This window comes from Nocardioides perillae, from assembly GCF_013409425.1.
Lineage (GTDB): Bacteria > Actinomycetota > Actinomycetes > Propionibacteriales > Nocardioidaceae > Nocardioides > Nocardioides perillae.
Window position 1 is genome coordinate 2,405,360 of sequence record NZ_JACCAC010000001.1, and the last position, 23,262, is coordinate 2,428,621.

Sequence of the window (23,262 nt, forward strand, 5' to 3'; positions counted from 1 at the left end):
GCCGGGCGGGCGGCGCCCGGGTGGCGGTCGGCGCCCGGGTGTCAGCCTAGGACGCGGTCCGCGTGCACCGGGCCCTCGCCGCTGATGGCCTCGACAAGCTGCTGCACCTGCGACTCCTCGAGCTCGACGCCCGCCTCGGACAGGCCCTCGCGCAGGCGCTTCTCGATGGTGTCGTCCTCGGCGGAGTACTCCCACGACTCCACGTGCTCGACCACGCGCTGGACGGCCTGCATCTTCTCGTCGCTCATCTCGCTCATGGCCTCGACCGTAGGAGCCCCGGCGTGGTCCGCCCTCACCCCGACGGGCAGCGGTGGCCGCGACCGGCTGGCTACCGTCGCGGCATGCCCGGCTCCCGCTTCGGCTTCCAGTTCGCCCCGTCCTACCGCCTGCCCGCCGCCGTGCTCGGGGTGCTGCCCGCCACCGCCTGGGTCGAGGTCGGCCCCGACGAGCTGCGGTGTCGCTTCGGGCCCTGGCGCCTGAGCACGCCGCTGACGAACGTCGAGGCGCTGCACCGCACCGGCGGCTTCTCGTGGTTCAAGACCGCGGGCCCGCCGCACCTGTCGTTCAGCGACCGCGGCGTCAGCTTCGCCACCAACGGCGACGACGCGGTGTGCGCCACCTTCCGCGAGCCCGTCCGCGTCCTCGACCCCACCGGCCGACTGCGCCACCCGGGCGCCACCTTCACCGTCGCCGACCCCGACGCCCTCGTCGCGGCCCTCGTCGCGCGCGGCGTACCGGCCCCGGGTCGACCACCGCACCACCCCGCCTGATCCGGCGGGACCCCTACCACCCCTCCACCGCCCGTCCCCTCCCCTGCACCACCCGACCCCCAGGAGCGACCCGTGACCGAGGACCGTCCCGACCAGGCCCACCTGCGCCCCGAGGGCGTCTCCGACGCCACCGTCGAGGCGCTCGGCAAGCTCTCGGAAGCGCTCGAGTGCGCCGAGGTCGCCCGCGGGCACCTCTACACCTTCCACCGCCTCTCCGGAACCACCGACCTGACGCTCGGCGAGGCCGTCGACATGCTGCGCCACGCCGGCCACGAGGAGCTCGCCGACCGCGTGGAGCGGGAGGTCGTCGGGCGCAACGTCATCGAGGGCCGCTGGACCTTCCAGATCGTGGAGGACTACGACTCCGGCTACTACGCCGCCTTCAAGGAGGTCGAGCAGGCCGCCCGCGAGGCGCTCGTCGAGGGCAAGCGCCACCTCTACGAGGCGGAGATGAAGGAGGACCGCCGCACCCGCGGGGACGCCGCCCACCGCGCCCGGCCCGAGACCGACCCCGGCGACGGCTCGGCCGGCGACCAGGCCCAGCCGCAGGTGGAGCGCGAGTGACGACGGCACCGGAACCCGCTCCGAGCGGGGAGCCCGGCGACCCGCGGGCGGCGCTCACGCTGCTCGACGGCTCGCCGCTGCCGCGCGTCGGCTTCGGCACCTACCCGCTGCGCGGCGAGGAGGGCACGACCGCGATGGTCTCCGCGCTGGAGGCGGGCTACCGACTCCTCGACACCGCGGTCAACTACGACAACGAGCGCGAGGTCGGCGAGGCGCTGCGCCGCAGCGGGGTGCCCCGCGAGGAGGTCTTCCTCACCACCAAGGTGCCCGGCCGCCACCACGCGTACGACGATGCCGTGGCCTCCGTGCGCGGCTCGCTCGAGCGCCTCGGGGTCGAGCAGCTCGACCTGGTGCTCATCCACTGGCCCAACCCCTCGCGCGGGCTCTACACCCAGGCGTGGCGCGCCCTCGTCGCCTGCCGCGAGCAGGGCCTCGTGCGCCACGTCGGCGTCTCGAACTTCACCGAGGAGCACCTCGCCCTGGTCATCGAGGACTCCGGCGTGGTGCCGGCGGTCAACCAGGTCGAGCTCCACCCCCGCTTCCCGCAGCCCGAGCTGCGCGCCGTGCACGAGCGCCTCGGCGTCCTCACCGAGGCGTGGAGCCCCCTGGGCAAGCGGCGGGCGCCGCTGGACGAGCCGGCCGTGACCGGACCGGCCGAGCGCCTCGGCACCACCCCCGGGCAGGTCATCCTCGGCTGGCACCTGCACCTCGGGGTGCTGCCGATCCCGAAGTCGGCCGACCCCGAGCGGCAACGGCAGAACCTCCACCTCGACGACGTCGCACTGACGCCCGAGGAGGTCGACGCCATCAGCGCCCTCGCCGAGCCCGACGGCCGGCTCTTCGGCGGTGACCCGGACACCCACGAGGAGATGTGAGCGCCGAGCCGGCCACGCCCTACCTCCGGCTCGACCGGGAGCGCCTGGGCGCCAACCTCGAGCGGGCGGCCCAGCGGGCCCGCGCGGCGGGGGTGGTGCTGCGCCCCCACGCGAAGACCCACAAGTCGGCCCGCATCGCCGACCTGCAGCGGGCAGCGGGCGCGGTCGGGCTGACCGTGGCCACCGTCGCCGAGGCCGAGGTCTTCGCCGACCACGGCCACGACGACCTCTTCGTCGCCTACCCCCTGTGGCTCGACGCCGCCCGCGGCGCACGGGTCGCGGCGCTCGCCGAGCGCGTCGGGCTCACCTTCGGCGTGGACTCCGCCGAGGGGGCGGCGCAGGCCGCGCGGGTCCTCGGCTCCGCCCGGTCCCGCGTCCGCGTGCGCGTCGAGGTCGACGCCGGCCACCACCGCACGGGTGCCGCGCCCGCCGACGCCGGCGCGGTCGCCCGCGCCGCCGACGCCGCCGGCCTGGTGGTCGAGGGGCTCTTCACCTTCCCGGGGCACGCGTACGCCGCGGGTGCCGGCGGCGCCGCGCGCGACGACGAGGCGCGTGCCCTGGCCGTGGCGGCCGCGGCCACGCGGGCGGTCGGGCTCGAGCCGGCCGTGCTGTCGGGCGGGTCCACGCCCACCCTCGGCAGCGAGCTCGACCGGCCCGGCGAGCTCACCGAGCTGCGGCCGGGGGTCTACGCGCTGGGCGACGCCCAGCAGTGGGAGCTGGGCCACCAGCCGCCGCACGACGTGGCGCTGTGGTGCGTCGCGACGGTGGTCAGCCACGCGGGCGGGCGGGCCGTGCTCGACGCCGGCAGCAAGGTGCTGGGGGCCGACCGCGCGGCGTACAGCTCGGGGTGGGGTCGGCTGCTCGACCACCACGAGGCACGGGTCGTCGCGCTCTCGGAGCACCACGCGACGGTCGACCTCGCCGGCCACGGCCTGCCGCCGCTCGGCTCGCGCGTGCGCGTCGTGCCCAACCACGCCTGCGTGGCGGTCAACCTCGCCGACGTGCTCCACGTCGACGACGAGGGGCGCGAGGAGCCGTGGGCGGTCGACGCCCGCGGCGCCAACGCGTGAGCCCCTCACCTACGATCGGCGCCATGCGACTGCGCCCCACCCGCCCCACCCGCCCGGTCTCCCCCGCCTCGCGCGCCCTCCTCGCGCCCGCCGCGGTGGCGCTCGCGACCGCCCTGCTCGCCGGGTGCGGCAGCGACGACGGGTCGGCGGAGAGCAGCGCGGGCGGCGGCGTCACCTGCGACTACACCTCGGAGGGCGCCGGCGAGGTGGCCCGCGAGGTCGAGGAGCCGCCGACCGAGCCGCAGGAGTCCGGCGACGTGCCGGTGGTGATCGAGCTCGGCCAGGGCGAGGTGTCGGCGACGCTGGACGCGGCCAACGCCCCGTGCGCGGTGAACTCCTTCCTAGCGCTCGCCGAGCAGGACTACTTCGACGACACCCCCTGCCACCGGCTGACCACCTTCGAGAGCGAGCAGGGCAACCTGCTGGTGCTGCAGTGCGGCGACCCGACCGGCTCCGGCTTCGCCGGGCCCGGCTACACCTTCGCCGACGAGCTCACCGGCGACGAGACCTACCCCGCCGGCACGATCGCCATGGCCAACGCCGGCCCCGACACCAACGGCTCGCAGTTCTTCCTCGTCTACGGCGACACCCAGCTCGACCCCGCCTACACCGTGCTCGGCACCTTCGACGAGGCCGGCGTCGAGCTGGTCTCGCAGATCGCGGCCGAAGGCGTCGAGGGCGGCGGCCAGGACGGTGCCCCGGCGGCGGGCGCCACGATCGCCGACGTCCGCGTCGCCGAGTGACCCGGGCGACCCGACCGTGCCGCTGATCCGCCCCGACGAGCAGGACCCCTACCACCTGCTCACCTCGATCGTCGTCCCGCGTCCCATCGCCTGGGTCTCGACGGTCTCGGCCGACGGCGTCGGCAACCTCGCGCCGCACTCGTTCTTCTCGGTCGCCTGCGCGCACCCGCCGATCGTCAGCTTCACCAGCGTCGGCGCGAAGGACACCCTCGCCAACGTGCTCGCCACCGGCGAGTTCACGGTCTCGGTGGCCACCGAGGCGCTGCACGAGCAGGTCAACGCCAGCTCCGCGCCGTACGCCCGCGACGTCGACGAGGCTGTCGCGCTCGGCCTCGAGACCACACCCAGCGGCCTGGTCGCCCCGCCCCGGGTCGCCGCGTCGCCCGCGGCGCTCGAGTGCCGTCTGCACTCGACCACCGAGCTCGGCGACTCGACGCTGGTGCTCGGCGAGGTCGTGGCCTTCTGGGTCGACGACGACGCGCTCGTCGACGGGTTGCCCGACATCGACCGGCTGCGGCCCGTCTCGCGGCTGGGGCGCAACCAGTGGGGGCGCCCGCCCGAGGTCTTCGCGCTCGACCGCCCGGCCCGCCCGCCCGCCTGAGCGCGGGCGGCCGGGCGAGGTTGACCACCCCCGGGGCCCGGCTGGCACGGTGAGGAGGTCCCTGACCTCCACCGGAAGGCATCCGTGCTCACCCTCACCGACAACGCCCGCTCCATCGTCGCCGACATCACCGGCCAGCCCGGCGTCCCCGAGACCGCCGGCCTGCGCATCACCAGCGAGGACACGCCGGAGCCGTCGTTCGCGGTCTCGGCCGCGCCCGAGCCGCAGCCGGGCGACCAGGTCGTCGAGCAGGGCGGCGCCACCGTCTTCCTCGACGCCGTCGCCGCTGCCGAGCTCGACGACAAGGTGCTGGACGCCGGCGTGGACGACGGCGGCAACGTCAGCTTCGCCCTCGGGCTGCAGGGCTGACGCCGCCCCTCGCCCGTCGCGCACACGCGCCACCGAGGGCCCCGCGACGCGGTCGCGGGGCCCTCGTCGTGCCTCGCGGCCCGGCTGGCAGGATCGCGCCATGAGCACGCCGACCCGTGAGGTCCACCTCGTCCGCCGCCCGCAGGGCTGGCCCGTCCCGGAGGACTTCGCGGTCGTCGAGACGGAGCTCCCCGACCCCGGCGCCGACCAGGTGCTCGTGCGCAACACCTGGATGAGCGTCGACCCCTACATGCGGGGCCGGATGAACGACGTCCGGTCCTACGTGCCGCCCTTCGCGCTCGGCGCGGCCATGGACGGCGGCGCGGTCGGCGAGGTGGTCGCCTCGGGCGACGAGGCCGTGCCGGTGGGCGCGACCGTCGTGCACCAGGCGGGCTGGCGCGAGCACGCGCTGCTCGGCGCGCGCCACCTGCGGGTCGTCGACGCCGAGGCGGTGCCGCCGCAGGCGTGGCTCGGCGTGCTCGGGATGCCCGGCCTCACGGCGTACGTCGGGCTCACGCGCGTCGCCGAGGTGCGGCCCGGCGACACGGTCTTCGTCTCCGGCGCCGCCGGAGCAGTCGGCTCGGTCGCCGGCCAGGTCGCGCGCGAGCTCGGGGCCGGCCGCGTCGTCGGCTCGGCGGGCTCGCCGGAGAAGTGCGCGTGGCTCACCGAGGAGCTCGGCTTCGACGCGGCCTTCGACTACCACGACGGCCCGGTGGCCCGGCAGCTGCGCGACGCGGCGCCCGACGGGGTCGACGTCTACTTCGACAACGTCGGCGGCGACCACCTCGAGGCCGCGATCCTGCGGATGAACGACTTCGGCCGCATCGCCGCGTGCGGTGCGATCGCCTCCTACAACGAGGAGCAGCCGCCCCCCGGGCCGCGCAACCTGATGATGCTCGTGAGCAAGCGGCTGCGCGTGCAGGGCTTCATCGTCACCGACCACGGCGACCTCGCCCCGGAGTACACCGCCCGCGCCGCGACCTGGGTCGCCGACGGCCGGCTGCGCACGCGCGAGACGGTGCACGAGGGCCTCGACGAGGCGGTGACGGCCTTCCTCGACCTCATGCGCGGAGGCAACCTCGGCAAGATGCTGGTGCGGCTCGGCTGAGCCCCGGGTGGCTCGTGGCGTGGTCGTGGCGTGGGCCCGGTTCAGTCGCGCACGACCGCGCCGCCGTAGGCCTGCCACGCCTCCATGCCGCCGGCGAGGTCGTAGGCGTCGGTCAGCCCGTGCTCGGCCAGCACCGCCAGCGCCTCGCCGGAGCGCCGGTCGGTGCGGCAGTAGACGGCGTAGGTCGCGCCGGGGTCGAGCGCGCGCACCTGCTCGACGAAGTCGGGTGCCGCCAGCGGCAGGTTGCGCGCCCCGGCGATGTGGCCGGCGGCGAACTCCTCAGGGGTGCGCACGTCGAGCAGGACGGTGCCCGGCTCGGCCATCCGCTCCGCGAAGTCCGGGGCGTCGAGGGAGGGCCCCTCAGCCGAGTCGGCGGGCGCCTCGTCGGCCCCGGAAGAGCCGCACCCGACGAGGGCCGGCCCGAGCGCCAGCACCGCCAGCGCGAGCCAGAGCAGGGTCCGGACCGGGCGCGTGGCCGGACGGGTGGAGGGCATGGGTCGAGCATAGGAAGCGGCGCGAAACCCGGCCGGAGCGCCCTGCGTAGGGTGGCGGCGTGACCGAGCCCACCACCAGCCCGACCCAGAGCCTGCAGCGCACCGAGGCCACCGCCCGCGCCGCGCTGCTCGACGTGCAGCACTACGACGTGTCCCTCGACCTGAGCGGTGGCGACGCCGAGGAGACCACCACCTTCCGCTCGGTCACCACCGTGCGGTTCACCAGCCAGGGCGGCGCGACCTTCGTCGACCTCAAGCCGGTCGCCCTCCACACGGCGCGCCTCGACGGCCAGGCGCTCGACGTCGACACCCTCGAGCGGGGGCGGCTGCCGCTGACGACCACCGCGGGCGAGCACGAGCTCGTGGTCGAGGCGACGATGCGCTACCGCAACGACGGTGAGGGCCTGCACCGCAGCACCGACCCTGCCGACGGCCTGCTCTACGTCTACGGCATGTCCTTCATGGACGCCGCCCCCAGCGTCTTCGCCTGCTTCGACCAGCCCGACCTCAAGGCGCCCTACACCCTCCACGTGCGCGCCCCCCAGAGCTGGACGGTCGTGGGCAACGCGCCCGGCGAGCAGGTCGAGCCCGGCGTCTGGGAGCTCGAGCGCAGCCAGCCCCTCGCCACCTACTTCACCACCCTGGTCGCCGGGCCCTGGCACGTGGTGCGCGACGAGCACGACGGCATCCGCCTCGGGCTGTCCGCGCGGCGCAGCATCGCCGCGCACCTCGACGCCGACGCCGAGGAGCTGCTCACGCTCACCCGGCAGTGCTTCGACGAGTTCCACCGGCTCTTCGGCATCCGCTACCCCTTCGGCGACTACCACCAGGCCTTCGTGCCGGAGTTCAACGCGGGTGCGATGGAGAACCCCGGGTGCGTCACCTTCCGCGACCCGCTCGTCTTCACCTCCAAGGTCACCCGTGGGGTGCGGATCCAGCGCGCGACGACCGTCGCGCACGAGATGGCCCACCAGTGGTTCGGCAACCTCGTCACGCCCCGGTGGTGGGACGACCTGTGGCTCAACGAGTCCTTCGCCGAGTACATGGGCAACCGGGTCACCGCCGACGTCACCGAGTTCGGCGACGCGTGGACCCACAACGCCCACGCACGACGCCAGTGGGGCCTCGTCGCCGACCAGCGGCCGAGCACCCACCCGGTGGCCGGCAACGGCGCGGTCGACGCCACCGCGGCGCTGCAGGACTTCGACGGCATCTCCTACTCCAAGGGCGCCTCGATCCTCAAGCAGGTCAACGCCCGGCTCGGCGACGAGGTCTTCCTGGCCGGCGCCGTCGACCACTTCACCCGCCACCGCTTCGCCAACGCGACGAAGGACGACCTCTTCGGCAGCTGGGAGCAGGCGCTGCGCGACGCCGGTCGCGACGAGGACGCCGGCGCGTTCCCGGCCTCGAGCCGGGCCTGGCTCACGACCGCCGGCCCCGACGCGATCGACCTGGACCGCTCGGCCGGGGTCCTGCGCCGCACGCCGCCCGCCGACCACCCCGCCGACCGCACCCACACCTTCCGGGTGGCGGCTGCGGAGCCCGGCGGATCCTGGCAGGTCGAGCAGGTCACCGTCGACGGACCGGAGACGGCGTACGACGCGGGCGGGCGCGCCGTCGTCCTCGACCCGTTCGAGGACACCTGGGCGCTCGTGCGCCCCGACACCGAGACGGTCGCGGCGCTGCGCGACCTGCTGCCGCGCACGGACGACGCGGCGCTGCGCGCGGGCGTGTGGAACGGGCTGCGCAGCGCCTTCCACACGGGCCGCCTCGACCCCGCCGACGCCCTCGACCTGCTCGAGGCCGGGCTGCCCGTCGAGGACAGCGACGACGCGCTCTTCTACGTCGTGCCGTGGGCGCTGGGCAAGGTCGCGCCGCTCTCGGCCGACCCCGCTGCGTCGCTCGCGCGGGTGCACCGCGCCACGCTGGCGAAGGCCGAGGCCGCCGAGCCCGGCTCGACCCTCCAGCTGGCCGCCTTCCAGGGCGCCGCCTCGTCGGCGGCCGACGACGACCTGCTGCGCGCCTGGGGGGCCGGCCAGCGGCTGCCCGAGGGCGTCGAGGTCGACCTCGACCTGCGGTGGCGGATCCTGGTGCGGCTGGCCGCGCTGGGGGCGGTGTCGCGCGACGAGCTCGATGCCGCCCTCGCCGAAGAGCCCACCGCGCGCTCGCGGGTGGAGCACACCCGCGCCCTCGCCGCCCTGCCCGACGCGGAGGCCAAGGCCTTCGCCTGGGCGCGGTTCGCGGGCGAGGTCAGCGTGCCCAACTACGAGCTCGAGGCGGCGGGCGAGTCGATGTGGCGCCACGGGCAGGAGGCCGTCACCGCTCCGTACGTCGAGCGCTACTTCGCCGAGCTGCCGGGCGCGACCGCGCACTTCAGCGGCTGGGTCCTGGCCGACGTCGCGGAGGCCTACTTCCCGATGACCGCGCTCGACCCGCGGACCGTCGAGCTGGCCCGTGACCTCGTCGCGCGTCCGGGCCTCGACCCGTCCCTGCGCCGCCGGGTCGTGGACTGCCTCGACGAGCTCGAGCGCCGCCTCGCCGTCCGCGCGACGTACGGCGCGTGAGCGGGAGGGCGCGCCGGCCCGGGCGCACGGTGCGGACCCGGGTCACCGAGCACCTCGTCGACGGCAGCACGCGCCGCCACGAGGACCGGCTCGCGACCGAGGAGCCGCTCGAGGTGCGGCTGGCCTGGCCGGGCGCCCTCGCACGCCGGGCCTGGGTGACCATGCGGACCCCCGGTCACGACTTCGAGCTGGCCGCCGGCTGGGTCGTCCACGAGGGTCTGGTGCCCCCCGGCGAGCTGCGCGACGCGCTGGCCGGCGTCGCCTACTGCACCGACGTCGACCTCGCGCCCGAGCAGGAGTTCAACGTCGTCACCGTGACGCTCGCCGCGCCGCCCGCCCGCGACCCGGGCCACCGCCACACCGGGCAGTCCAGCGGGTCCTCGGCGTGCGGGGTGTGCGGCAAGGACAGCGTCGAGGAGGCGCTCGCCGTGCCGACCTCGGCCAGCGAGCGCTGGGCCGGACCGCTGCCCACCCCCGAGGTCGTGCGGCTGCTGCCCGACCGGCTGGCCCCGGGTCAGCAGGTCTTCGGCACCACGGGCGGGGTGCACGCCGCGGCGCTGGCCACCGCCGACGGCGAGGTCCTGGTGGTGCGCGAGGACGTCGGCCGGCACAACGCCGTCGACAAGGTGACCGGGGCCCGGTTGCTCGCCGGCGACCCGGTCGCCGGCGCCTGCCTGGTGGTGAGCGGCCGGGCCGGCTTCGAGCTCGTGCAGAAGGCGCTCGCAGCCGGCACCGGCTCGCTCGTGGCGGTCGGCGCACCGACCAGCCTCGCGGTCGACCTGGCGCGACGGGGAGGCCTCGCGCTGTACGGCTTCACGCGCGGCGGGCGGACGGTGCAGTACGCCTGAGCCGGCCGCCCGCGTGGCCGGGGTCCGGGTCACCGGTGGGTCCGGTTCTCCACCCATCCGGGTGGTCGCCGGCTCCGGATGGTCTGTGACCTGTCCAGACCACTTCCCAGGAGCGCACGTGAACCCCTCCCGCAAGGCCCTCGCCCTCGCCGGCACCGCCGCCGTCGTCCTCGGTGGCGCCGCCGCCCTCAGCCCGGTCGGCCCGGCGTCGGCCGGCCACACCAACACCGTCGTCTCCGCCGAGCTCGACGGCCGGTCCGAGGTCGGCTCCTCCCGCGCCATCGCCGGTGACCCCAACGGCACCGGCTCCGCCTACGTCTTCGGCGTCGACGGTGACCCCCGCACCCTGTGCTACGTGCTCGAGGTCGACAAGATCGGCCAGGCGCGCGCCGCGCACATCCACCGCGGCGAGGCCGGCAGCAACGGCCCCGTCGTCGCCTTCCTCGCGGCACCCGGCGACGGCGACGCCGCCGACTGCCTCACCGAGGGCGAGCCCGGCAAGTTCGCCGACGGCCAGACGGTCGCCGACATCCTCGAGAACCCCGAGGAGTACTACGTCAACGTGCACAACGACGAGTACCCCGGCGGCGCCGTCCGCGGTCAGCTGGTCTTCGAGCAGTGAGACCTGCGCCCGGCGCCGCACAGCGGCGCCGGGCGCTCCTCCCCCGGGCCCGGCGTGGGTCCGAGGAAGTGTCGGTGGCGACTCCTAGGGTCGCGGCATGCGCCTGTTGCACACCTCCGACTGGCACCTCGGCCGGTCCTTCCACCGCGAGGGGATGCTGACGCACCAGGCCGCCTTCGTCGACCACCTCCTCGACGTCGTCGAGCGCGAGCGGGTCGACCTGGTGCTCGTCGCGGGCGACGTCTACGACCGGGCGCTGCCGCCCGTCGACGCGGTCGCGCTCGCCGACGAGGCGCTGGCGCGGCTCGCGGCCTCGCGCGCACGCGTCGTCGTCACCAGCGGCAACCACGACTCCGCGCGCCGCCTGGGCTTCGGGTCGCGGCTCGCCGATGCCGCGGGCGTGCACCTGCGCACCACCCCCGACACCGTCGGGGCGCCGGTCCTGCTCGAGGACGAGCACGGCGCGGTCGCGGTGCACGGGCTGCCCTACCTCGACCCCGACGCGGTCCGCGAGTCGTGGTCGCTGCCGGCCCGCTCCCACGAGGCCGCCCTCACCGAGGCCGTGCGCCGCGTGCGGGCCGACCTGGCCGGGCGACGGGCCCGCAGCGTCGTGCTCGCGCACGCCTTCGTGGCCGGTGGCGAGCCCAGCGAGAGCGAGCGCGACATCGCGGTGGGCGGCGTCGACCGGGTGCCGACCAGCGTGTTCGCCGGCTTCGACTACGTCGCGCTCGGCCACCTGCACGGCCCGCAGGTGCTCGCCCCGCACGTGCGCTACAGCGGCTCCCCCCTCGCCTACTCCTTCTCCGAGGCCGACCACGTCAAGGGCTCGTGGCTCGTGGAGCTCGGCGCCGACGGCGTCACCTCCGCCGAGCTGGTCGAGGCGCCGGTCCCCCGGCGCCTGGCGCGGCTGCGCGGCACCCTGGCCGAGCTGCTCGGCGACCCGCGCCACACCGCGGCCGAGCAGTCCTGGGTCCAGGCCACCGTGACGGACGCCGCCCGGCCGGCCCAGGCGATGGAGCGGCTGCGCCGACGCTTCCCCCACACGCTGGTCCTCGCGCTGGAGCCTGCGGGCGGCGCGGGACCCGACGTGCCCCGCGCCCGCACCGAGGGCCGCAGCGACCACGAGGTCGCGCTCGACTTCGTGGCCGACCTGCGCGGCGGGCCGGCCAGCGAGGCCGAGGCCGCCCTGCTGCGGCTGGCCTTCGAGTCGTGCTGCGGCGACCGCGACCAGGACCCCGTCCCCCGCCCGGGGCCCGAGGGGGCCGGTGCCGCGTGAGGCTCCACCACCTCCGCATCAGCGCCTTCGGCCCCTTCGCGGGCACGGTCGAGGTCGACCTCGACGAGCTGTCCGAGGCCGGGCTCTTCCTGCTGAGCGGGCCGACCGGTGCCGGCAAGACGAGCGTCCTCGACGCCGTCTGCTTCGCGCTGTACGGCGACGTCCCCGGCGACCGCGCACAGGCCCGCAGCCTGCGCTGCGACCGGGCCGCACCCGAGGCGGCCCCGCGCGTCGAGCTCGAGGCCACGCTCGCCGGCAGGCGGCTGCGCCTGGTCCGCTCGCCGGCGTGGGAGCGGCCCAAGCGGCGCGGCAGCGGCACCACCCGGCAGCAGGCGTCGGTGAGCGTCAGCGAGCGGGTCGGCGAGGAGTGGCGCCCGCTCACCCACCGGCTCGACGAGGCCGGCCACCTGGTCGCCGACCTGCTCGGGATGACGCTGACGCAGTTCACGCAGGTCGCGCTGCTGCCGCAGGGACGCTTCCAGGCGTTCCTGCGAGCCCGCTCCGAGGAGCGGCACGCCCTCCTGGCGCGGCTCTTCCGCACCAGCCGCTTCGAGGACGTCGAGCGGTGGCTGCGCGAGCGACGCGTCGAGCTGCGCCGCACCTCCGAGGCCCACCACCGAGCGGTCTGCGACCTGGTGAGCCGGATCAGCGAGGCCGCCGGCGAGGCCGTGCCCGAGGCGTGGCGCAGCGCGGGCGACGCGACCACGCTCGACCTGTCCGGCCCGGCCGACGACGACGCGCTCACCGCGTGGGCCCGCAGCCACCTCGAGGCCGCGGAGCGCAGCGCCGAGGCGGCGTCGACGCGGGTCGCCGCCGCCACCGAGGCAGAGGCCGTCGTGCGCGCCGCAGCGGAGTCCGCGCGGCAGCTCCACGAGCACCACACCCGGCTCGAGCGTGCCCGGCGCGAGCAGGCCGAGCTCGACGCGGCGGCGGCCACCGCGGCGGCCGAGGTGGCGGCCCTCGACGCGGCACGGCGCGCGGCGGGCGTCGCGCCGCTCCACCGTCGGGCCGTGGAGACCACCGCCGCGCTCGCAGCCGCCGAGCGGGAGGCCGCCGACGCGGTCGGCGCGGTCGCCGACGGGCTCGGCGTGCTGGTCGTCGAGCGCGACGAGGTCGCCCGGCTCCGCTGCGCCGCCGAGGAGGCGGTCGGCGAGCTGCGCGCGGCGCTGTCGCGCGCAGAGCGGTTGCCGGTGCTCGTGCGCCGCCACCGCGAGAGCACCCGCCGCACCGACGCAGTCCTGCGCGAGGCCGCCGACGTCGCGGCCCGGCGGGCGGGCCTCCCCGCCCGGCTCGACGACCTGGAGCGGGCGGTGGCGGCCGCGCGGCAGGCCACGACCGACCACCGCGCGGCCGCCGCGCGCGTCGCGGAGCTGGCCGCCCGGCTGTCGGCACGCCGCGACGCGGAGCGCCTCGAGGCCGAGCTCGCCCGCGCGCGCTCGGTGTGGCTCGACGCCCGCCAGCTCGCCCTCGCCGCCCACGAGGAGCTGCTCGCCGTGCGGCAGGCCCGCATCGAGGGCATGGCCGCCGAGATCGCCGTCGGGCTGGCGGTCGGGGCGTGCTGCCCCGTCTGCGGCTCCGACGAGCACCCCCGCAAGGCGGCCACCGCCCCGGGCGCGCCGGACGAGCACGCGGAGCGCGCGGCGCAGCGTCGCCTCGACGACGCCCGGGCGAGCGAGCACCTGCACGACCAGCAGGTCCGCGACCTCGCGACCCGGCGGGCGCTGGCGCTGGCCCGGGCGGGTGACGCGTCCGGGGCCACAGAGTCGACGACGGAGCAGCTGGCCGGCGCGCTGGCAGCTGCCGAGGCGGAGCACCGCACCCTCGGCACCGCTGCCGAGCGCCTCCCCGGCGCCGAGCGAGCCTGGGCCGCCGCCCAGGACGAGGCGACGGAGCTGGCCGCCCGCGCGGCGGCGCTGACCACCGAGGCCGCGACCCTGCGTCGGGGTGCTGCCGAGGTCGCCGACGAGCACGCTGCGCTGCTGCGCGACCTGCGGGCGGCGGCCGCCGTCGCGGGCGCTGTCGTCCCGGGCGCCGACGACGGCACGGGTGCCGGCACCGGCGAGGACGTGGACGCCTCGGCCACGGTGGCGCCGCCGCTGGGGACGGCCCACGGCCTCGTCGAGGCGCTCGAGCACGCCCGCCGTGACCAGCAGGGGCTCGTCGAGCGGTGCCGCCGGGCCGAGAAGGCCCTCGACACCGCCGCCGCGGTGACGCGGCAGGCGGCGGCCGCCGCCCACGCGGTCGCGGCGGCGGCGACGGAGGCAGGTTTCGGGCACGGTCCCGGTGCGGTGTCGGCCGCGGTCGCGGCCTCCCGAGCCCCTGCCGAGGTCGAGGCGCTCGAGCGGTCGGTGGCGCGACACCGCGACCGGTGCGCCGCGGTCGCGGCCGTGCTCGCCTCCCCCGACCTCGACGACGTCCGCGACCTGGCTCCCGACGCGCTGCCGGACCTCGACCGGCTGGGGCACGAGCACCGCCTCGCCCGTGACGCCGTCGGGTCGGCACGCGAGGAGGCCGCGGCCGCCACCGCGCGGGCCGAGCGGCTCGCAGCCCTCGCCACCGACCTCGACGACGCCGCGGCCCGGTGGGCACCGGTGCGGTCGCAGCTGTCGGTCGTGGCAGGCCTCGCGTCGTTCTGCGAGGGCCGCTCGCCCGACAACCGGCTGCAGGTGCGCCTCTCGGCCTACGTGCTGGCCCACCGGCTCGGCCAGGTCGTCGCCGCGGCCAACGAGCGCCTGGCCCGCATGACCGGGCGACGCTACGCCCTGGAGCACACCGGCCGGCGCGGCGCGGGCGAGACCCGGGGCGGCCTGAGCCTGCTCGTGCGCGACGACTGGTCCGGCGAGACGCGCGACCCCGCGACGCTGTCCGGCGGCGAGACCTTCGTGGTCGCGCTCGCGCTGGCGCTCGGCCTGGCGGACGTGATCGCCCACGAGGCCGGCGGCGCCGAGCTGGACACCCTCTTCGTCGACGAGGGTTTCGGGTCCCTCGACGCCGACACCCTCGACGAGGTGCTCGACGTGCTCGACGCGCTGCGCGAGGGCGGACGGGTCGTGGGCGTCGTCAGCCACGTCGCGGAGGTGCGCGAGCGGGTCCCCACCCGTCTCGAGGTGCGCAAGGACCGCGACGGCTCGACCCTGCGGACCGTCCGCGCGTAGCCGGACCGCCCTGAGTCCGTCGGCGCGGCTCCCGCCCGGGTCTCGCCCGGCTCTCGACCGCCCCCCGACCGGCTCCCGACCGGCTCCCGACCGGCTCCCGACCGGCTCCCGACCGGCATGGAACACCGGCGCGCGGGCACCGGCGGCCCGACGGTCCGCGCCCGCGGACCGCTCCCGAGCAGAGGAGGCTGCGCCGTGCCCCGCACCGTCGGCATCGAGGAGGAGCTGCTGGTGGTCGACCCCGCCACCGGCGTGGCGGCCCCCCGAGCCGCCCAGGTGCGCACGGCCCACGCCCAGCAGCGCACGCCGGGGCGTCACGACGCCGCCGACGAGCTGGACCGCGAGCTCTTCCGCCACCAGGTCGAGACCCGCACGGAGCCCAGCACCGACCTCGCCGTGCTGCGCGAGCAGCTGCTGCGCGCTCGCCGCACGGCCGCGGACGCCGCGCGTGCGGTCGGCCTGGCCCTCGTCGCCACCGGCACCGCCCCGCTGCCGCCGGTGCGCCCGCGGGTGACGCCCGACGACCGCTACGAGGACATGGTCACCACCTTCGGCGAGATCGCCCGCGGCGCGGGCACGGCGGGGATGCACGTGCACGTCCAGGTCGACTCCGACGAGCAGGGCGTGGCCGTCGTCGACCGGTTGACCACCTGGCTGCCGGTGGTGCTGGCCGTCAGCAGCAACTCGCCCTACGCCCACGGCCGCGACACCGGCTACGCCTCCTGGCGCTCCCAGGTCTGGGCCCAGTGGCCCAGTGCCGGGCCCACCGAGCGGTTCGGGTCGTTGGAGCGCTACCGCGAGGTGGAGCGCATGCTGCTCGCCTCCGGCGCGGCTCGCGACGCGGGGATGCTCTACTTCGACGCCCGGCTCTCGCGCGACCACCCCACGGTCGAGGTCCGGTTGACCGACGTGTGCACCGACGTCGACGACGCGCTGCTGGCCGCGGCGCTGGTGCGCGGCCTGGTGCAGCAGGCCGCGCTGGACGCCGGCAGCGCCGACCCGGCAGGCGGGGAGGGCGGGCTCGTGCTGCAGCGCGCCGAGCTCGTGCGGGCCGCGCAGTGGCGAGCCGCCCGCTACGGGCTCTCGGAGCGGTTGGTCGACCCGACGACGGGTGAGCTCGCCGGCGCGCGCGACGTGCTCGGTGCGCTGGTGGCGCGGGTGCGCGACCAGCTCGAGGAGGCCGGCGACACCGACCTCGTGCGCGAGGGCGTCGAGCGCGTGCTGGCCGGCACGGGCGCGTCGCGCCAGCGAGCGGCCTACGCCCGCGGCGACGGACGCCTGGAGGCGGTCGTCGCCGACCTCGCCGAGCGCACCACCTCGCAGGCGGCGTGAGCGGTCAGCCGCGGGTCCAGAAGACCGCCAGCGCCACGACCCCCACGACCACGATCGTGCCGCGCAGTGCCGCCGGAGGCAGCCGGCGACCGTAGTGGGCACCCACCTGGCCGCCGACCACCGAGCCGGCCGCCAGCAGGCCGACCACGGCCCAGTCGACCTCCGCCACGACCACGAAGACGACGCCGGACACCGCGTTGACCACCGCGCCGAGGATGTTCTTCACGGCGTTGAGCCGCTGCAGGCTCTCCGCGATGCCGATGCCCATCACCGCCATCAGCAAGATGCCCTGGGCGGCACCGAAGTAGCCGCCGTAGACCCCCACGAGCAGCACGCCCGGCCACACCCACCAGGCCCCCTGCTCGGGCAGCCCACCGGTGGCCTCGTGGCGGGCCGCGACCCACCGCGAGATGCGCGGTTGGGCGACCACCATCACCAGGCCGAGCACGATCAGCACCGGCACGATGGTCGAGAAGGCCTCGTCCGGCAGCGCGATCAGCAGCACCGCCCCGACCGTGCCGCCGACCACCGACGCCGCCGCCAGGCGTACGGCGCGCCCCGCCTGGCCCGCGAGCTCGCGGCGGTAGCCGATCGCCCCCGAGACCGAGCCCGGCACGAGGCCGATCGAGTTCGAGACGTTGGCGGTGACCGGTGGGACGCCGATGGCGAGCAGGGTCGGGAAGGTGATGAGGGTGCCCGACCCCACGACGGTGTTGATGGCGCCGGCGGCCAGGCCGGCCACCAGCACCGCCACGACCTCGAGCCCGCTCACGCCTCCGGGTGGGGCGCGACCCCGCCGTCCGCCGCCCCGGCACCGTCGACCGCCGCCGCCGGCGCCTCCGAGCTGGCCGCCCGGGCCTCCTCGATGGCCGCGGCGACGCTCGCCTCGGCGTCGCGCAGTCCGGCGACGTCACCGGTCTCGGCGCCGGCCAGCCCGGGCACGCCCTCGGTGGGCACGCGCACCCGCGGTCCGTCGACGTCGTCGGGGATGCCGCGCAGGCTGTTCATCGTGGAGCCGAGGCCCTCCAGCGCCTTGCCGATCTCGCTCGGGACGATCCAGACCTTGTTGGCGTCGCCCTCGGCGATCTTCGGCATCATCTGGAGGTACTGGTAGGCGAGCAGCGACTGGTCGGGACGGCCGTCGTGGATGGCCTGGAAGACCGTCTGGATGGCCTGTCCCTCGCCCTGTGCGCGCAGGATCTGCGCCTCGCGGTCGGCCTGGGCGCGCAGGATGGCGGCCTCCCGGTCGCCCTCGGCGTTGAGGATCGCGGACTGCTTGTTGCCCTCGGCGGTGAGGATCGCCGACTGGCGCGAGCCCTCGGCGGTCAGGATCGCGGCCCGCTTGTCGCGGTCGGCGCGCATCTGCTTCTCCATCGAGTCGGTGATCGAGGGCGGCGGGTCGATCCCCTTGATCTCGACGCGCTTGACCTTGATGCCCCACCGGCCCGTGGCCTCGTCGAGCACCGTCGAGAGCCCGGTGTTGATGCGCTCGCGGCTGGTGAGCGTCTCCTCGAGGTCCATGCCGCCGACGATGTTGCGCAGCGTGGTCATCGTCAGCTGCTCGACCGCGGAGATGTAGTTGGAGATCTCGTAGGTCGCGGCGATCGGGTCGTTGACCTGGAAGTAGATGACGGTGTCGATCGAGACCGTCAGGTTGTCCTCGGTGATGACCTGCGCGGGCGGGAAGCTGACCACCTGCTCGCGCATGTCGATGAGGTAGCGCACCCGGTCGATGAAGGGCACCACGAAGTTGAGGCCCGGCTCGAGGGTCTCCTTGTACTTGCCGAACCGCTCGACGATGCCGGCGCGGGCCTGCGGGATGATCCGCACCGCCCGGCTCAGCGCCACGACGACGAAGAGCGCGATCAGCGCCAGCAGGACGAGGACGAACAGCTCCACGAGACCCCCAGGTGGTGTGCGTTGCGACGGACGCGGCGGCTCACGGAGCGAGCTCGGCGCGCGGGTGGACGTAGGCGTAGGCGCCCCGGACCTCCAGGACCTCGACGGTGGACCCGGCCGGGATGGCCAGGGTCTCGTCGTAGGGCTTGGCCGACCAGGTCTCGCCGGCGAACTTGAGCTGGACCGGCTGGTGCACCGTGATCTCGGTGGGCGTCACCGCCGTCTCGCCGACCAGGCGCTTGGCGCCCAGCACCAGCTCGGGGCCGCCGTGCAGGCGCGCGACGAGCGGCGGCCGGGCCACCAGCAGCATCGCGGCGGCGCCGCCGAGCGCGAGCAGCACCTGCACCACGAAGGGCAGCCCCACGAGTGCGGCCACGAGACCGACGCCCGCACCCGCGGCGAGCATGATCAGCACCAGGTCGAGGCTGACCAGCTCGGCGATCGCCAGGAGCGTCGTCAGCGCGAGCCACGACTCCCAGGCGTGGTCGCGGAGCCAGTCCATGCCCGGACCCTAGCCCACACGGGTGAGGGATCGCGGGCCGGACTCACAGCCGGTGCGCGGGACGGCGCCGGGCGCTCCAGCGGTCGTCGGCGCGGGTCACGGTGAGCGGCACCCCGAAGGTCTCCGAGAGCGCCGCCTCGGTGACGACGTGCTCCAGGAAGCCGGCCGTCACGACGCGACCAGCGCGCAGCAGCAGCGCGTGGGTGAAGCCGGGCGGGATCTCCTCCACGTGGTGGGAGACCAGCACGGTCGCCGGCGAGTCGGGGTCGTGCGCGAGCACCGACAGGGTCGACACGAGGTCCTCGCGACCACCCAGGTCGAGGCCGGCCGCGGGCTCGTCGAGCAGCAGCAGCTCGGGGTCGGTCATGAGCGCGCGCGCGATCTGCACGCGCTTGCGCTCGCCCTCGCTGAGGGTGCCGAAGGTGCGCTGCGCGAGCTGGCCCGCCCCGAGCTCGACGAGCAGGTCGGTAGCGCGCTGGTGGTCCAGCGCGTCGTAGTCCTCGCGCCAGCGCCCCAGCACGCCGTACGACGCGCTGACGACGACGTCGTGCACCGTCTCGTGGCGGGGGATGCGCTCGGCGAGCGCGGCGCTGGTGAGCCCGATGCGCGGGCGCAGCTCGAAGACGTCGGTGAGCCCGAGCACCTCCTCCAGCACGGCCGCCACCCCGGAGGTGGGGTGCAGCTGGGCGGCCGCGAGCTGCAGCAGCGTCGTCTTGCCTGCGCCGTTGGGCCCGAGCACGACCCAGCGCTCGTCCTCCTCCACGCTCCAGGTGACGGTGTCGAGCAGCGTGGCCTCCCCGCGCCGCACGGTGACGTCGGCGAGCTCCAGCACGGCGGTCATGGGCGCCACCCTAGACGTGCGGCGTACCGTGGCACGCCGTGGCCGACCCCTTCCTCGACGCGTTCGCCGACCCGCCGCGCGGGACGCGGCCGGCCGACCCCCCGGGCCACCGGGTGCCGCCGCCCCACGACCTCGAGGTGCTGCCCGCCGCCGCCCGCTGGGCGTGGTGGGGCACCGCCTGGCTGCGCGGCCTCGTGGCGGCCGACGTGCTGGTCGACGCGGTGGTGGCCGGCGACGCGGCGCACCACGTGGTCGGGCTCGACCCCGACCACGACGGGCCCGAGGCGCTGCTGACCGCCCTGGGCGCGCTGCGCCGGCGCGGCGCCACCGCCCTGGGGCTCGCCCTGCCCGTCGAGGGCGACCTGGTCGGGCTCGGAGGACCCGGCGGCTTCAACCTGGCGGCCGTCGAGGCGGGCGAGGCCGTGGTCGTCAGCGCCCCGGAGCCCGTGGGCCTCGTGCCCGACCGGGTCGGGGCCGGCGTCACGTGGACCGCGCACGAGGCCCGGCGACGCCAGCTGCCCGACGTCGGCGAGGCCGACCGCGGCCTTCGCCTCGCGCTGCACGAGGCGGCCGAGGCGCTCGCCCGGCTCGACGTCGCCCGGTGGCGCCCCGAGGTGGCCGACGCGCTGCTCGACCTGCGGCACCGCACCGTGCCGCCCGCCCCGCCCGGCACTCCCCCGCGGTGCGTCGAGCTGGCCGGCCGTGGCCTGCAGGCCCTGGGCATCGCCGACCTGGCCCTCGAGGACGACGGGGGTGCGGTCACGGCCCTCGAGGCCGAGCGCCGCACCGCTGCCCTGCGGCCGCTGGCCCGGGCCGGGCGCCACGCCCTCGTCGCCGCCTGCTCGCCCGAGGTGTGGCCGCCGACCTGAGCTGCCGGGCGGCGCGACTAGCCTGCTGCGCGATGAGCGAGCCCACCCACGCCTCCGACGCCGGCGGTCGCGCCGCTGCCGGCCGCGAGCCCACCACGCTGCTGGTCACCCTCACCGGCAAGGACCGGCCGGGCGTGACGTCGACCGTGCTGCAGACGTTGGCGCGCGGCGGCGTCGAGGTCCTCGACGTCGAGCAGATCGTGCTGCGCCGCCGGCTCGTGCTCGGCATCCTCGTGACCGCGCCGCGCGACTGGAAGCGGCTGCGCGACGACGTGCGTGCCACCGCGGAGGCCCTCGGGATGCAGGTCGACGTCGAGCGCGGCGAGGGCGACAACCGCGGCCGCTCGGAGGGGCGCTCGCACGTCACGATCATCGGCAGCCCGCTCGCCGCGACCGCGATGGCCGCCATCGCCGGACGCATCGCCGACAGCGGCGCCAACATCGACCGCATCGAGCGGATGGCGCGCTACCCCGTCACGGCGATCGACCTCCACGTCTCGGGCGCCGACCCGGAGCGCCTGCGTGCCGAGCTCGCGGCGGAGGCCGCCCGGCAGGGCGTCGACGTCGCGGTGCAGCCCGCCAACCTGCTGCGGCGCGGCATGCGGCTCATCGTGATGGACGTCGACTCGACGCTCATCCAGGGCGAGGTGATCGAGATGATCGCCGCCCACGCCGGCTGCGAGGAGGAGGTCGCCCGGGTGACCGAGGCGGCGATGCGCGGCGAGATCGACTTCGAGGAGTCGCTGCGCGCGCGCGTCGCGCTGCTCGCCGGCGTGCCGGCGAGCGCGCTCGACGAGGTCTACGACCGGATCGAGCTCGCCCCGGGGGCGCGCACCCTCGTGCGCACGCTGACCCGGCTCGGCTACCGCTTCGCGATCGTCTCCGGCGGGTTCAGCCAGGTCACCGACCGGCTGGCCGACGACCTCGGCATCCACTTCTCCCGCGCCAACCAGCTCGAGGTCGTCGACGGCCGCCTCACCGGCCGGATCGTGGGCGACGTGGTGGACCGCGCCGGCAAGGCGGTCGCGCTGCGCGACTTCGCGGCCGAGGTCGGTGTCGGCACCGGCTCGGTCATCGCGATCGGCGACGGCGCCAACGACCTCGACATGCTCGGGGCCGCCGGGCTCGGCATCGCCTACAACGCCAAGCCGATGGTGCGCGCGGCCGCCGACACGGCCGTCAACGTGCCCTACCTCGACACGATCCTCTACCTGCTCGGCATCTCGCGCGAGGAGGTCGAGGCCGCGGACCGCGAGGCCGGCATCACCACCCCCGCTCCCCCGCTCTGAGCGGACCGCTGGGCTCCCTCAGCCGCGGCCGACGTGGAAGCCGGTGAGCACCGCGCCGGCGTCGTCGAGGTCGCCCCAGGCGCCCGGCACCTCCAGCACGGCCACCCCCGCCGTGGGGTGGCCGCCCGCCGTCGCAGCGATCGCGCGCGGGTCGCCGCTGCCGTCGTCGAGCAGCTGGGTCAGCACCCCCACGGTCGGGTTGTGCCCCACCACGACCACGCAGCGCGCCTCGGCGTCGACGAGCCGCACCAGGTCGAGGAGGCTCTCGGGCGCGGCCTCGTAGGCGGCGCGGTCGGGCTGCGCCACCAGCTCCCAGCCGCCGGCGTCAGCGACGGCCTCCCACGTCTCCCGCGCCCGTACGGCGTCGCTCACCACCGCCGCGTCGGGTCCCTCGTGGCCACGCGCGCGCAGCAGGTCGTTCAGCCACCGTCCCGCCGCGGACGCGTCGGCCCGGCCGCGCGCGGTCAGCGCTCGCGCGTGGTCGGTGACGGCGAACGTCTCCGCCTGGGCGTGCCGGACGAGGACGAGGAGGCGGGCGGGGCGGTCGGGCACCCCGGGAGCATCGCACCCCGGCAGCCGCCTGTCATGCCCGAGCGACCGCCGGGCCACCGAGCCGCCGGCACCCGCGCGCGGGCGCGACCGGCCGGCGTACGCCGTGGCTCAGGCACCCATCGCGTGGAAGCCGCCGTCGACGTGGACGACCTCGCCCGTGGTGGCGGGGAAGAAGTCGGAGAGCAGTGCGCAGACCGCCCGGGCGGTGGGCTCCTGGTCGGTGTTGTCCCAGCCGAGGGGCGCGCGGGTCGACCACATCTCCTCGAGGTCGCCGAAGCCCGGGATCGCCTTCGCCGCGAGGGTGCGCAGCGGGCCCGCGCTGACCAGGTTGACCCGGATGCCGTCGGGGCCGAGGTCGCGCGCGAGGTAGCGCGAGCACGACTCGAGCCCGGCCTTCGCGACGCCCATCCAGTCGTAGGCCGGCCAGGCCACCGTCGCGTCGAAGGTGAGCCCGACGACCGAGCCGCCGCGGCCCATCAGCGGCCGGCAGGCCACCGCGAGGGACTTCAGCGAGTAGGCCGACACCTGCACGGCCTGCGCGACGTCCTCCCAGGGGCCGTCGAGGAACTGCCCGCCGAGCAGGGTCTCGGGGTTGCCGTAGGCGATGGAGTGCACCACCCCGTCGAGGCCCGCGTCGGGGCCGAGGTGCTCGCGCAGGAGGTCGGGCAGGCGCTCCAGGTGCTCGGGGTCGGTGACGTCGAGCTCGAGCACGGGCGGCTCGACCGGCAGCCGCTTCGCGATGCGTCGGGTGATGCCGAGCGCGCGCCCGAAGTTGGAGATGAGCACCGTCGCGCCCTGCTCCTGCGCCACCTTCGCGGTCGCGAAGCCGATGGAGGAGTCCATCGTCACGCCCGCCACCAGGATCCGCTTGCCGTCCAGGATGCCCATCGTCGCTCTCCCTCTCGTCTGCTGTGTGGTG

The 23,262-nt window shown here is 76.2% G+C and carries 24 protein-coding genes; 16 read left to right on the forward strand and 8 right to left on the reverse strand.

What is annotated here, in order from left to right; translation table 11 throughout:
- Positions 1–41: 41 nt before the first annotated feature.
- The gene (locus BJ989_RS11155; RefSeq protein WP_179518269.1) at positions 42–257 is read right to left on the reverse strand and encodes a hypothetical protein; all 216 of its coding nucleotides are present in this window, start codon (positions 255–257) and stop codon (positions 42–44) included.
- Positions 258–341: 84 nt separating this feature from the next.
- On the opposite strand from BJ989_RS11155, the gene BJ989_RS11160 reads away from it, so the two are divergent.
- The 8 genes from BJ989_RS11160 (at position 342) to BJ989_RS11195 (ending at position 6,100) form a co-directional block, all read left to right on the forward strand.
- A complete protein-coding gene (locus BJ989_RS11160; protein WP_179518270.1) occupies positions 342–770 on the forward strand; it encodes a hypothetical protein in 429 nt (142 codons plus the stop codon).
- Positions 771–842: 72 nt separating this feature from the next.
- Complete coding sequence (locus BJ989_RS11165; RefSeq protein WP_179518271.1) at positions 843–1,334, forward strand: hypothetical protein; 492 nt, start codon at positions 843–845, stop codon at positions 1,332–1,334.
- On the forward strand, positions 1,331–2,209 hold the full coding sequence (locus BJ989_RS11170; RefSeq protein ID WP_179518272.1) for an aldo/keto reductase: 879 nt from the start codon (positions 1,331–1,333) through the stop codon (positions 2,207–2,209). Before BJ989_RS11165 ends, BJ989_RS11170 begins: the two co-directional genes overlap by 4 nt.
- Entirely contained in the window at positions 2,206–3,279 is a 1,074-nt protein-coding gene (locus tag BJ989_RS11175; RefSeq protein WP_179518273.1) for an alanine racemase, read from the forward strand. The genes BJ989_RS11170 and BJ989_RS11175 overlap by 4 nt, the downstream gene beginning before the upstream one ends.
- Positions 3,280–3,302: 23 nt before the next feature.
- The gene (locus tag BJ989_RS11180; RefSeq protein ID WP_179518274.1) at positions 3,303–4,022 is read left to right on the forward strand and encodes a peptidylprolyl isomerase; all 720 of its coding nucleotides are present in this window, start codon (positions 3,303–3,305) and stop codon (positions 4,020–4,022) included.
- Between the two features lie 16 nt (positions 4,023–4,038).
- Positions 4,039–4,623, forward strand: a complete 585-nt coding sequence (locus BJ989_RS11185) for a flavin reductase (protein ID WP_218848799.1) — start codon at positions 4,039–4,041, stop codon at positions 4,621–4,623.
- 84 nt (positions 4,624–4,707) lie between these two features.
- The gene (locus BJ989_RS11190; protein ID WP_179518275.1) at positions 4,708–4,992 is read left to right on the forward strand and encodes a Fe-S cluster assembly protein HesB; all 285 of its coding nucleotides are present in this window, start codon (positions 4,708–4,710) and stop codon (positions 4,990–4,992) included.
- Between the two features lie 100 nt (positions 4,993–5,092).
- A complete protein-coding gene (locus BJ989_RS11195; RefSeq protein ID WP_179518276.1) occupies positions 5,093–6,100 on the forward strand; it encodes an NADP-dependent oxidoreductase in 1,008 nt (335 codons plus the stop codon).
- Between the two features lie 41 nt (positions 6,101–6,141).
- Here BJ989_RS11195 and BJ989_RS11200 read toward each other — a convergent pair whose 3' ends face one another.
- Positions 6,142–6,594, reverse strand: coding sequence for a rhodanese-like domain-containing protein (locus tag BJ989_RS11200; protein ID WP_179518277.1), 453 nt, complete (start codon positions 6,592–6,594; stop codon positions 6,142–6,144).
- Between the two features lie 59 nt (positions 6,595–6,653).
- Between BJ989_RS11200 and pepN the strand changes: the two genes are divergently transcribed.
- The 6 genes from pepN to BJ989_RS11230 all read left to right on the forward strand — a co-directional run bounded on the left by pepN (position 6,654) and on the right by BJ989_RS11230 (position 16,391).
- Entirely contained in the window at positions 6,654–9,158 is a 2,505-nt protein-coding gene (pepN, locus tag BJ989_RS11205; RefSeq protein WP_179518278.1) for an aminopeptidase N, read from the forward strand.
- The gene (locus BJ989_RS11210) at positions 9,155–10,006 is read left to right on the forward strand and encodes a formate dehydrogenase accessory sulfurtransferase FdhD (protein WP_179518279.1); all 852 of its coding nucleotides are present in this window, start codon (positions 9,155–9,157) and stop codon (positions 10,004–10,006) included. The genes pepN and BJ989_RS11210 overlap by 4 nt, the downstream gene beginning before the upstream one ends.
- 118 nt (positions 10,007–10,124) lie before the next feature.
- The gene (locus BJ989_RS17730; RefSeq protein ID WP_179518280.1) at positions 10,125–10,628 is read left to right on the forward strand and encodes a CHRD domain-containing protein; all 504 of its coding nucleotides are present in this window, start codon (positions 10,125–10,127) and stop codon (positions 10,626–10,628) included.
- Positions 10,629–10,725: 97 nt separating this feature from the next.
- Positions 10,726–11,904 carry an exonuclease SbcCD subunit D gene (locus BJ989_RS11220; protein ID WP_179518281.1) on the forward strand — a complete coding sequence of 393 codons (1,179 nt, stop codon included), beginning with the start codon at positions 10,726–10,728 and terminating at the stop codon, positions 11,902–11,904.
- Positions 11,901–15,059: an AAA family ATPase gene (locus BJ989_RS11225; RefSeq protein WP_179518282.1), complete on the forward strand. Its 3,159-nt coding sequence runs from the start codon at positions 11,901–11,903 to the stop codon at positions 15,057–15,059. The genes BJ989_RS11220 and BJ989_RS11225 overlap by 4 nt, the downstream gene beginning before the upstream one ends.
- A 195-nt stretch (positions 15,060–15,254) precedes the next feature.
- Entirely contained in the window at positions 15,255–16,391 is a 1,137-nt protein-coding gene (locus BJ989_RS11230) for a carboxylate-amine ligase (protein WP_343049284.1), read from the forward strand.
- 4 nt (positions 16,392–16,395) lie between these two features.
- On the opposite strand, the gene BJ989_RS11235 is transcribed toward BJ989_RS11230, so the two are convergent.
- The 4 genes from BJ989_RS11235 to BJ989_RS11250 are packed head-to-tail and all read right to left on the reverse strand — an operon-like array spanning position 16,396 to position 19,633.
- Entirely contained in the window at positions 16,396–17,163 is a 768-nt protein-coding gene (locus tag BJ989_RS11235; RefSeq protein WP_179518284.1) for a TSUP family transporter, read from the reverse strand.
- Entirely contained in the window at positions 17,160–18,290 is a 1,131-nt protein-coding gene (locus tag BJ989_RS11240; protein ID WP_179518285.1) for an SPFH domain-containing protein, read from the reverse strand. Before BJ989_RS11240 ends, BJ989_RS11235 begins: the two co-directional genes overlap by 4 nt.
- A 40-nt stretch (positions 18,291–18,330) precedes the next feature.
- Positions 18,331–18,792 (reverse strand): NfeD family protein, encoded by a 462-nt coding sequence (locus BJ989_RS11245; RefSeq protein ID WP_179518286.1) that lies wholly within the window; start codon positions 18,790–18,792, stop codon positions 18,331–18,333.
- Between the two features lie 43 nt (positions 18,793–18,835).
- Positions 18,836–19,633 (reverse strand): ABC transporter ATP-binding protein, encoded by a 798-nt coding sequence (locus BJ989_RS11250; RefSeq protein WP_179518287.1) that lies wholly within the window; start codon positions 19,631–19,633, stop codon positions 18,836–18,838.
- 38 nt (positions 19,634–19,671) lie between these two features.
- On the opposite strand from BJ989_RS11250, the gene BJ989_RS11255 reads away from it, so the two are divergent.
- Complete coding sequence (locus BJ989_RS11255; protein WP_343049285.1) at positions 19,672–20,502, forward strand: hypothetical protein; 831 nt, start codon at positions 19,672–19,674, stop codon at positions 20,500–20,502.
- Between the two features lie 32 nt (positions 20,503–20,534).
- On the forward strand, positions 20,535–21,791 hold the full coding sequence (gene serB, locus BJ989_RS11260) for a phosphoserine phosphatase SerB (protein ID WP_179518288.1): 1,257 nt from the start codon (positions 20,535–20,537) through the stop codon (positions 21,789–21,791).
- A gap of 18 nt (positions 21,792–21,809) precedes the next feature.
- Here the strand turns inward: serB and BJ989_RS11265 are convergent, their stop codons facing one another.
- Both BJ989_RS11265 and fabI read right to left on the reverse strand, forming a co-directional pair.
- Positions 21,810–22,343 carry a SixA phosphatase family protein gene (locus BJ989_RS11265; protein ID WP_343049286.1) on the reverse strand — a complete coding sequence of 178 codons (534 nt, stop codon included), beginning with the start codon at positions 22,341–22,343 and terminating at the stop codon, positions 21,810–21,812.
- A gap of 108 nt (positions 22,344–22,451) precedes the next feature.
- Complete coding sequence (fabI, locus tag BJ989_RS11270; RefSeq protein ID WP_179518290.1) at positions 22,452–23,231, reverse strand: enoyl-ACP reductase FabI; 780 nt, start codon at positions 23,229–23,231, stop codon at positions 22,452–22,454.
- Positions 23,232–23,262 lie beyond the last annotated feature (31 nt).